The organism is Micromonospora mangrovicola (assembly GCF_047200535.1).
Lineage (GTDB): Bacteria > Actinomycetota > Actinomycetes > Mycobacteriales > Micromonosporaceae > Micromonospora.
Genome location: NZ_JBJZOG010000190.1, coordinates 1 through 5,367, shown reverse-complemented (window position 1 = coordinate 5,367; position 5,367 = coordinate 1). Strand labels below are relative to the sequence as shown.

The 5,367-nt window shown below is 58.2% G+C and carries 3 rRNA genes; all 3 read right to left on the bottom strand.

Annotated features, from left to right (window positions below):
- Window positions 1–13: 13 nt before the first annotated feature.
- The 3 genes from rrf to ACL02O_RS33545 all read right to left on the bottom strand — a co-directional run bounded on the left by rrf (window position 14) and on the right by ACL02O_RS33545 (window position 5,216).
- A 5S ribosomal RNA gene (gene rrf, locus ACL02O_RS33555) occupies window positions 14–130 on the bottom strand.
- A gap of 88 nt (window positions 131–218) precedes the next feature.
- Window positions 219–3,329: ribosomal RNA gene (locus ACL02O_RS33550) — 23S ribosomal RNA — on the bottom strand.
- Between the two features lie 372 nt (window positions 3,330–3,701).
- Window positions 3,702–5,216, bottom strand: a 16S ribosomal RNA gene (locus ACL02O_RS33545).
- The 16S, 23S and 5S rRNA genes sit together here, the layout of an rRNA operon.
- Between the last annotated feature and the right edge of the window lie 151 nt (window positions 5,217–5,367).

Genomic DNA, 5,367 nt, shown 5'->3' with positions numbered 1-5,367 from the left:
GACTGGAATGTTTGTCCGGCGGTGTCCTACTCTCCCACACCCTCCCGAGTGCAGTACCATCGGCGCTGGAGGGCTTAGCTTCCGGGTTCGGAATGTTACCGGGCGTTTCCCCTCCGCCATGACCGCCGTAACTCTATCGACATGTCAAACAACCACACACATCCCGCGTGTGTGTTGTTCGTTTGTCGGGAGTTGCACAGTGGACGCGTAGCAGCTTGGTAGTCAAGTCCTCGGCCTATTAGTACCGGTCAACTGAACCCGTTACCGGGCTTACATTTCCGGCCTATCAACCCAGTCGTCTAGCTGGGGGCCTTACCCACCCCGAAGGGTGGTGGGATACCTCATCTTGAAGCGAGCTTCCCGCTTAGATGCTTTCAGCGGTTATCCCTTCCGAACGTAGCTAACCAGCCGTGCCCCTGGCGGGACAACTGGCACACCAGAGGTTCGTCCGTCCCGGTCCTCTCGTACTAGGGACAGCCCTTCTCAAGTATCCTACGCGCACGGCGGATAGGGACCGAACTGTCTCACGACGTTCTAAACCCAGCTCGCGTACCGCTTTAATGGGCGAACAGCCCAACCCTTGGGACCTGCTACAGCCCCAGGATGCGACGAGCCGACATCGAGGTGCCAAACCATCCCGTCGATATGGACTCTTGGGGAAGATCAGCCTGTTATCCCCGGGGTACCTTTTATCCGTTGAGCGACACCGCTTCCACATGCCAGTGCCGGATCACTAGTCCCGACTTTCGTCCCTGCTCGACCTGTCAGTCTCACAGTCAAGCTCCCTTGTGCACTTGCACTCAACACCTGATTGCCAACCAGGCTGAGGGAACCTTTGGGCGCCTCCGTTACCCTTTAGGAGGCAACCGCCCCAGTTAAACTACCCACCAGACACTGTCCCTGAACCGGATAACGGTCCGAAGTTAGATACCCGAATCAACCAGAGTGGTATTTCAAGATTGCCTCCACCCATACTGGCGTATGAGCTTCACCGGCTCCCACCTATCCTACACAAGCTAACTCAGATACCAATGTCAAGCTATAGTAAAGGTCCCGGGGTCTTTCCGTCCTGCCGCGCGTAACGAGCATCTTTACTCGTAATGCAATTTCGCCGGGCCTGTGGTTGAGACAGTGGGGAAGTCGTTACGCCATTCGTGCAGGTCGGAACTTACCCGACAAGGAATTTCGCTACCTTAGGATGGTTATAGTTACCACCGCCGTTTACTGGCGCTTAAGTTCTCCGCTTCGCCCCGAAGAGCTAACAGGTCCCCTTAACGTTCCAGCACCGGGCAGGCGTCAGTCCATATACATCGAATTACTTCTTCGCATGGACCTGTGTTTTTAGTAAACAGTCGCTTCCCCCTGCTCTCTGCGGCCATACAACGCTCCACCCGCGCGGGGCTTCACGTCTCCGGCCCCCCTTCTCCCTAAGTTACGGGGGCAATTTGCCGAGTTCCTTAACCACAGTTCGCCCGATCGCCTCGGTATTCTCTACCTGACCACCTGTGTCGGTTTGGGGTACGGGCCGCTAAGAACTCGCTAGAGGCTTTTCTCGGCAGCATAGGATCACTGACTTCACCTGAATCGGCTCGGCATCACGTCTCAGCCTACATGCGCCGCGGATTTGCCTACGGCACGGCCTACACGCTTACCCCGGCACAACCACCGGCCGGGCTCAGCTACCTTCCTGCGTCACCCCATCGCTTGACTACTACCCGCCAGGTTCCCACGCTCCCCACCATTGACCCGAAGGTCGCCGGCAGCTCGGGTGGTTAGCACAACGAGGTTCGTCAGGGTCGCTCTTTCGCGGGTACGGGAATATCAACCCGTTGTCCATCGACTACGCCTCTCGGCCTCGCCTTAGGTCCCGACTCACCCAGGGCGGATTAGCCTGGCCCTGGAACCCTTGGTCATCCGGCGGAAGGGTTTCTCACCCTTCTTTCGCTACTCATGCCTGCATTCTCACTCGTGCCGCGTCCACAACTAGGTCACCCCGTTGCTTCACCCCCGGCACGACGCTCCCCTACCCACCCACACACCTGCACCAGATATCAAGACCTGGCGAGGTTGAAGTGTGAGTGCCACAGCTTCGGCGGTGTGCTTGAGCCCCGCTACATTGTCGGCGCGGAACCACTTGACCAGTGAGCTATTACGCACTCTTTAAAGGGTGGCTGCTTCTAAGCCAACCTCCTGGTTGTCTATGCGACCCCACATCCTTTTCCACTTAGCACACGCTTAGGGGCCTTAGCTGGTGATCTGGGCTGTTTCCCTCTCGACTACGAAGCTTATCCCCCGCAGTCTCACTGCCGCGCTCTCACTTACCGGCATTCGGAGTTTGGCTGATTTCGGTAAGCTTGTGGGCCCCCTAGACCATCCAGTGCTCTACCTCCGGCAAGAAACACGCGACGCTGCACCTAAATGCATTTCGGGGAGAACCAGCTATCACGGAGTTTGATTGGCCTTTCACCCCTAACCACAGGTCATCCCCCAACTTTTCAACGTTGGTGGGTTCGGCCCTCCACGCGGTCTTACCCGCGCTTCAGCCTGCCCATGGCTAGATCACTCCGCTTCGGGTCTAGAGCATGCGACTCAAACGCCCTATTCAGACTCGCTTTCGCTACGGCTCCCCCACACGGGTTAACCTCGCCACATGCCACTAACTCGCAGGCTCATTCTTCAAAAGGCACGCCGTCACCCCGCAAGGCTCCGACGGATTGTAGGCGAACGGTTTCAGGTACTATTTCACTCCCCTCCCGGGGTACTTTTCACCATTCCCTCACGGTACTCGTCCGCTATCGGTCACCAGGAAGTATTTAGGCTTACCAGGTGGTCCTGGCAGATTCACGGCAGATTTCAGGGGTCCGCCGCTACTCGGGAACACCCACAGGAGACCAGCCACTTTCACCTACCGGACTATCACCGCCTACGGTTGGCTTTTCCACACCATTCGGCTAGCAGCTGGCTTTGTAACTCCTCAAACGAGTGTCAGCTCGTCTCGCAGGGTCCCACAACCCCGACCACGCAACCCCTGACAGGTATCACACGCAGCCGGTTTAGCCTCAATCCGCTTTCGCTCGCCACTACTCACGGAATCACTATTTGTTTTCTCTTCCTACGGGTACTGAGATGTTTCACTTCCCCGCGTTCCCCCCACACACCCTATGTGTTCAGGTGCGGGTGACATCACATGACTGATGCCGGGTTTCCCCATTCGGACACCCTGGGATCACAGCTTGGTTGACAGCTCCCCCAGGCCTATCGCGGCCTCCCACGTCCTTCATCGGCTCCTGGTGCCAAGGCATCCACCGTTCGCCCTTGACAACTTGACCACAAAGATGCTCGCGTCCACTGTGCAATTCTCAACAAACGACCAACCCACAACCCACAAGCCCCACACCAAACCCGACAACCGCCGGCGGTATGTGGAACCAGGCCATGCCTGGCAACCTCCCCCACCCCGCAAGGTGGAGCCAAGGTTCCGAAGAAAACAACCAACGGTTGTTCCTTCAGGACCCAACAGGGTGCTCTACGCCTCCACCCAGCCGCACCGGATCATCCGTTCCCTACCACCACGGTGGTCGTACTAGGAAACCCGGCCGTTGCCAGGGAAAACTCACCAGTGTCTCCGCCTCTGAGCACCCCGACCCGACATCCGCGGGCCGCGGGCTCCATACCGCCTTTCGACGGATGGTGCTCCTTAGAAAGGAGGTGATCCAGCCGCACCTTCCGGTACGGCTACCTTGTTACGACTTCGTCCCAATCGCCAGCCCCACCTTCGACGGCTCCCTCCACAAGGGTTGGGCCACCGGCTTCGGGTGTTGCCGACTTTCGTGACGTGACGGGCGGTGTGTACAAGGCCCGGGAACGTATTCACCGCAGCGTTGCTGATCTGCGATTACTAGCGACTCCGACTTCACGGGGTCGAGTTGCAGACCCCGATCCGAACTGAGACCGGCTTTTTGGGATTCGCTCCACCTCACGGTATCGCAGCCCATTGTACCGGCCATTGTAGCATGCGTGAAGCCCTGGACATAAGGGGCATGATGACTTGACGTCATCCCCACCTTCCTCCGAGTTGACCCCGGCAGTCTTCGATGAGTCCCCGCCATAACGCGCTGGCAACATCGAACGAGGGTTGCGCTCGTTGCGGGACTTAACCCAACATCTCACGACACGAGCTGACGACAGCCATGCACCACCTGTGACCGCCCCCGAAGGACCCGACATCTCTGCCGGTTTTGCGGCCATGTCAAACCCAGGTAAGGTTCTTCGCGTTGCATCGAATTAATCCGCATGCTCCGCCGCTTGTGCGGGCCCCCGTCAATTCCTTTGAGTTTTAGCCTTGCGGCCGTACTCCCCAGGCGGGGCGCTTAATGCGTTAGCTGCGGCACAGGGAACCGGAGAGGCCCCCCACACCTAGCGCCCAACGTTTACAGCGTGGACTACCAGGGTATCTAATCCTGTTCGCTCCCCACGCTTTCGCTCCTCAGCGTCAGTATCGGCCCAGAGACCCGCCTTCGCCACCGGTGTTCCTCCTGATATCTGCGCATTTCACCGCTACACCAGGAATTCCAGTCTCCCCTACCGAACTCTAGCCTGCCCGTATCGACTGCAGGCCCGCAGTTGAGCTGCGGGTTTTCACAGTCGACGCGACAAGCCGCCTACGAGCTCTTTACGCCCAATAAATCCGGACAACGCTCGCGCCCTACGTCTTACCGCGGCTGCTGGCACGTAGTTGGCCGGCGCTTCTTCTGCAGGTACCGTCACTTTCGCTTCGTCCCTGCTGAAAGAGGTTTACAACCCGAAGGCCGTCATCCCTCACGCGGCGTCGCTGCATCAGGCTTCCGCCCATTGTGCAATATTCCCCACTGCTGCCTCCCGTAGGAGTCTGGGCCGTGTCTCAGTCCCAGTGTGGCCGGTCGCCCTCTCAGGCCGGCTACCCGTCGTCGCCTTGGTAGGCCATCACCCCACCAACAAGCTGATAGGCCGCGAGCCCATCCCAGGCCGAAAAACTTTCCACCAAACACCATGCGGTGTCAGGTCCTATCCGGTATTAGCCCCGGTTTCCCGGGGTTATCCCAAAGCCTAGGGCAGGTTGCTCACGTGTTACTCACCCGTTCGCCGCTCGAGTACCCCGAAGGGCCTTTCCGCTCGACTTGCATGTGTTAAGCACGCCGCCAGCGTTCGTCCTGAGCCAGGATCAAACTCTCCAACAAAAACCTGTTGAAAAAATGTCCTGACAACAAATGTTGCCAAAGGAATCCCAACCAGACAGACCAAAACCTGCCCAGTCCGGGGTATCAATCAAATTGGCACTGGCTTATCAAGCACCCTGTTGAGTTCTCAAAGAACAACCACACACCATCC